Annotated in this window: 4 protein-coding genes and 1 pseudogene; all 5 read left to right on the plus strand. The window is 63.3% G+C overall.

The genetic code is table 11. The annotated features are described in order from the left end of the window. Window positions 1–219, plus strand: a pseudogene (locus PTE30175_RS28415) (hypothetical protein); the annotation flags it as partial. A gap of 80 nt (window positions 220–299) precedes the next feature. After that, window positions 300–1,460, plus strand: coding sequence for a WD40/YVTN/BNR-like repeat-containing protein (locus PTE30175_RS27855; RefSeq protein WP_150700317.1), 1,161 nt, complete (start codon window positions 300–302; stop codon window positions 1,458–1,460). A gap of 97 nt (window positions 1,461–1,557) precedes the next feature. After that, complete coding sequence (locus PTE30175_RS27860) at window positions 1,558–1,848, plus strand: PAAR domain-containing protein (RefSeq protein WP_338044484.1); 291 nt, start codon at window positions 1,558–1,560, stop codon at window positions 1,846–1,848. Between the two features lie 127 nt (window positions 1,849–1,975). Continuing rightward, on the plus strand, window positions 1,976–3,256 hold the full coding sequence (locus PTE30175_RS27865; RefSeq protein WP_150700316.1) for a hypothetical protein: 1,281 nt from the start codon (window positions 1,976–1,978) through the stop codon (window positions 3,254–3,256). Then, the coding region (locus PTE30175_RS27870) for an ImcF-related family protein (protein ID WP_224789011.1) at window positions 3,225–4,897 on the plus strand (1,673 nt) is incomplete at its 3' end. The genes PTE30175_RS27865 and PTE30175_RS27870, both read left to right, overlap by 32 nt.

Here is a 4,897-nt window from a genome sequence, read left to right on the forward strand (position 1 = left end):
GATCTGCCGATCTCGGACCTGAACAAAATCGGGCAACAGCCGAACCTCCAGGAATGGACGGACGGTCGTACCTGGGATCAGGCGGTGGAAAGCGGTGCGCGGGTTGCCAAGAAGAAAGTGAGCAACGTGATAACTGCCGTAGGCGAGGTATGGGACGCCACGAAAGCCGAGATGGGCGATCCGGTTGGTCACGCCCTCGGCCGCTTGCTGGCGAAATGACCATGACTCGCCCACGACGCTGGAAATTCATCATTGGCGCGATCATCGCGCTCGCTGCAACTGTCTATGGATATCAGAGCATGACACCAAGCTGGGAAACCGTCACGATGACCTACGGGAAAAACGATAAACCCTATGGCGGCGGAGCGTTTCGTATTCGCAATAACGATGTGATATCGCTCAAGATCGTGGGACCGGAAATCAAGTTCAAGCCGAAAAGCGAACGCAAAAATCCGGAAGTTGCGGAGCCAACCGAGCCTTGGATGTACATCTCTGCCGAACGACTGAATCGTATGGAAGTTCGACTCCTGCGTGGCACACTCGATGGCGATCTGACCCGCGTGTTCGAGCAGCGCGGACAGACCGGCGCGTGGTGGTATTCGAAGGACTGGCGCACGCTGTACGTGAGCACGGGGTGGCTGGATTACAAAGCGCCGGTGCGGAAAGATGTGCTGAAGCCACAAATCACCAAGCTCTGGCGCTCACAGGACGGCGGCAAGACGTGGGCGCAGTTGAGCTGGCCGGAGCTCCAGGACATTGATCGCCTGCTATTCCTCGATCCGATGCGCGGCTATGCGATCGGCTGGGGACCGCACGTGTGGCGCACCACCGACGGCGGCCAATCGTGGCAGGAAATCAAGGTGCCGCCGCAGGCTAGAAACGCGCTACAACCGCGCAAGAAGTTCGAGGCGGTCGACCTGGGCCCGGACGGCACGCTGCGGGTGGCGTACTACGTTGGGCAACTGGGCGAGCACGAAGCCTCGAGCGTGGTCTATCGGCTGGCCCGGGACCAACAGGATTTCGAACTGGATGTCGTGCTGCCGCAGCAGGTGGTGGTCGGTTTGCAATCGTCACAAGAGACGACGGGCCGTTACTCCATCTATGCGCTTTCGCGCCTGGGCGCGCCGCGCAACCGGGCCGATCGCGAGGACAAGGGGCATCGCCCTGGCGTCCTTTCGAGTTGGGTGAGTTACCCGCAGCCCAGGGTCGAGCAATTGCACACCTTCGACGACCGGCTCTCGGTTGACGGACTGGATGTCGGCAAACGCGGCGTGTTGCTGGTCTATGCGACCGACCGCCGGCGTGCCGGCGCATCCCACGACTACACCCTGATCAGCACCGACTTCGGCAAGTCATGGCGCGAGACCAACGACAAGGTCATCCAAGGGGGATATTTCGATCCCGAAACGAACACGCAGTATGGCCTGTACGCCTACACGCTCAAGAAGCGGTCTTTCTGACACGCCGTATGAACATGAATCATCCAACGTTTGCGACCTTCCTCGTCGACCCAGACACGATTTCTGTCGAACCCATCCCACTATTCGGGGAAAGCCAATGATCCGACGTCCCTATATCCGCAACGGTGACAAGACCGATGTTGACGGTGTCGTGGAGACGCCGTTGCGCAACGATCTGCTCGATGGCCGGGTGGCGGCGTACGAAAACGATCCGGTGTGGTGTCCACAGTGCAAGACTTACGGCCGGATCGGGTGCACGGGCCCTCGTTCGTCGAACATGGGCGCCGACGGACGCGAAGCGGCGCTTGCCGGCGACCTGTGTCTTTGCAACTGCCACCCCTATCCCGTTCTGATCGCCTCGCAAACCGATTCCTTTTCCGAGGCATGACGGGAATGCGTTCGATGATGGATGCGTGCAAGGCGGCCTACCACAGAGCCCGTCACGGCTGGCGCCAGGGTGTGAAGGCCGTCCGTGATCGCTCATTGCTGATGGCACATGCATATCGGACCTGACGATGCCGATTGATCTTTCACAAATCGGGCCACCGCGCCCGTATCCGGCGCATGGGCCACAGTTTCGCAGGTGGCTGCTCGCGTGGGCGGGATGTTGCATCATCGGTGCAACGCTTGTGCTGTTGCTCTGGCCGAATGGATCGCCGGCCAGCGGGGCATGGTTCTGGCTGTGGATGATCGGTGCGCCAAACGCGGTGTTTCTGGTTCTGCTAGGTTTGCGCCGCGCGGCTTACGAGACCGAATACCTGCACGCGTTGTACTACAACCAACATTGGGAAAATCGTCGTCACGAACTGATCGAGCGTGGGCAACAGCCATTACACGTTCTGGCTTATTCATACCGGTTTCCGCTCGAAGGACAGGCGCTTGCGCAAACGATCCTGGACGGCCCCGCCGTGCTCAGGGCCCAACCGCTACGCGATAGCAGCGCAGTCGTGCGGCATACGCGCCTGCCGGACGCGGAACCGGATAGCGGGCAGGTTGACCCGCTGCTCGCCAAAGTGCTGCAACAGGTGCCTCTGACCCCACACGGCAATCTCTACGCCCATCTGCTGGTACCGCTTGTCAAGGTGCTGCGCGATCTGTCGCAAACCGGATCGGGACACTTGCCGAAGGTTCGGCTTGTCACCGACGCGACGAGTGTCACACCGGACCCTCTTGAACCGCTGCGCGCGGTGATCAACGCTTGCGGTTTGCCGTCGCTGGATTGCGAGATTGCACCCGCTTCGCAGGGACTCATGCTCGCCGATGCCTGGCTCGACGGCGGCGCATCGCGGCCAGTACTGCTTATTGCGGCGCAACTGCGCGACGTACCCCCAGCCGACAGCACGGAAGGCGGGGTTGCCGTTTTGCTTGCCCGGCCGTCGTTGCAGTTACCTGACTCGATCGGACCTTGCGCCACCCTGCATCGTCCGGTGACGGCGGATCCGGGCACGATGGCCGATGGACTCGCAACTGCCGTTTGCTGGGGCAAAGCCGACGCCGATACGGTGCAACACGTATGGATGACAGGATTCCATGCTGACGAGAACAGGCTTCTCGCCGGTACGTTCAGGGATATCGGGCTAGCGGGCCTTTCCAGTCAGGAGGCAAAGCATCTGCCCGATCATGCATTGGGTCATGCCGGCGTCGCTGCCGGCTGGTTATCGGTTGCCGCAGCGGTCGAATCCGGTACGGATGGCCCCCAACTCGTCATGACTCGCGCAGAGAACATCCAAATGGCAGTTCTGTACGCCCACAAACAACCTTCGCATGAATATCGAACCGAACAACACGCGGGCTGAGGTCGTCGCCCCGCCACCCGATGGCAAACCAATCGCAGTATGGGGTCTTGCTTTGCTTGCAATGATCGTTGCGGCGTTCGCGCTTGCGGTGGTCTGGATCAAGGGTGACGTCGTCAATGCGCCAAACGTCGAGGCACAAAAAACGGCGTCGTTGTGGATACTGAGTGGGGTGATCGGCCTGCTATTTTTGCACGCCGCTGCTTCACGAGCCGGCGCGTATCGAGCGATGGGTTCGGTGTTTCGCCTGCAGGACAGGAGTCGCTCCGCCGGGGCGAATACCGCCAAAGTGCCGAAACACGATATGCGGCTGACAGTGTTGCGCGACGAACTTCGCCTCCAGCACGGCTACTGCTGGCGTTACCGCCTTCCGTGGCTGCTCGTCACCGGCGACGACGCGCTGACGGAGGCCGTCGCGCCGGGCCTGCGCCAGACAGGCTTCGCCCTGACCGAGCACGCCGTACTGCTGCATGCGGCCCCGCAAGACATCGACGCCGGCACCTGGCGTTCGCAGATCCGCCGCCTGCGCCGCCGCCGGCCGGTCGACACCGTGATCCAGGTCATGCGCGCCGACCGCCCCAGCCCCACCGATGGCGAACTCCCACGCACGCTCGCCGCCATCGCAACCGACCTGGGCTGGGCCGCGCCGGTGACGCTCCTGCATCCGGTGCCGACGACTGGCAGACAACCCGAGGCATTCCAGGCCATCGGCGCCTTCATTTCGGGTTCAGGCCGACGCCCGGCGCAAGATTGCGCCGATGCACTGGCGCGCCAGCTCACCACGCTCGAACTGCACGCGGGCACGCGTGGCGTGTGGCTGTGCGGCGAGACAAATCGCATGCCGTACCTCGCGCAGGTGTCGGCGTACATCGGCGAGCAGCGTGAGCGCATTGTCAAGGGCTGGGAAGCGCTGACGGCCTCGAAGTGGCTGCGCGCACCCTTGGAAGGCGTGATGTTCGCGCCGGTGTTTGCGGGACCCGCAGCGTTGGGCGGTGTGGCAGAGCTCGAGCCCAATGCCGACTCATACGAAGGACTGCCTCTGCGGCAACCGCCATCGATGCAACCCACCTGGCAGCATATCGGCGGCATCGCACACCGGCTGCGCGGCAAACGCATCGGCTTCCACTGGCCTAACGCGCTCGCCACGCTGATCACGGTGGCCGCCATCGCATGGTGCGTGGCTTTGATCGTCTCGTTCGCCGGCAATCGGCAACTGGTTTCGCACGCGCGCACCATCGCCGGCGTCGCGCTCAAAGCCGCGCCCGGCTCGGCCAACGCCCTGCGCGCCCAGTTGGCCTTGCAGCAGACCATCGTCATGCTCCAATACCGCCAGGCGCATGGCGCGCCGTGGCACCTGCGCGCCGGCCTGTCGCGCCTGGACGACGTGCTCGCGGCGCTCTGGCAGCCCTACCGGATCGTCAGCGAGCGCAACCTGCAACGCCCGGCCGCACGCATGCTCGGCCTCGTCCTCACCGACCTCGGCGAATTGCCGGACGACAGCGTGCACGACGGCGACACCCTCCAGCGCGGCTACGATGCGCTCAAGGCCTACCTGATGCTGGCCGAACCCGCGCGCACCGAGCCGGCGTTCCTCGCGCAACAATTGCTCGCCGCGTGGTCCGCACCGGCCGGCATGCCGCCGGG

This window comes from Pandoraea terrae, from assembly GCF_902459695.1.
In the GTDB taxonomy this organism is placed as follows: domain Bacteria; phylum Pseudomonadota; class Gammaproteobacteria; order Burkholderiales; family Burkholderiaceae; genus Pandoraea; species Pandoraea terrae.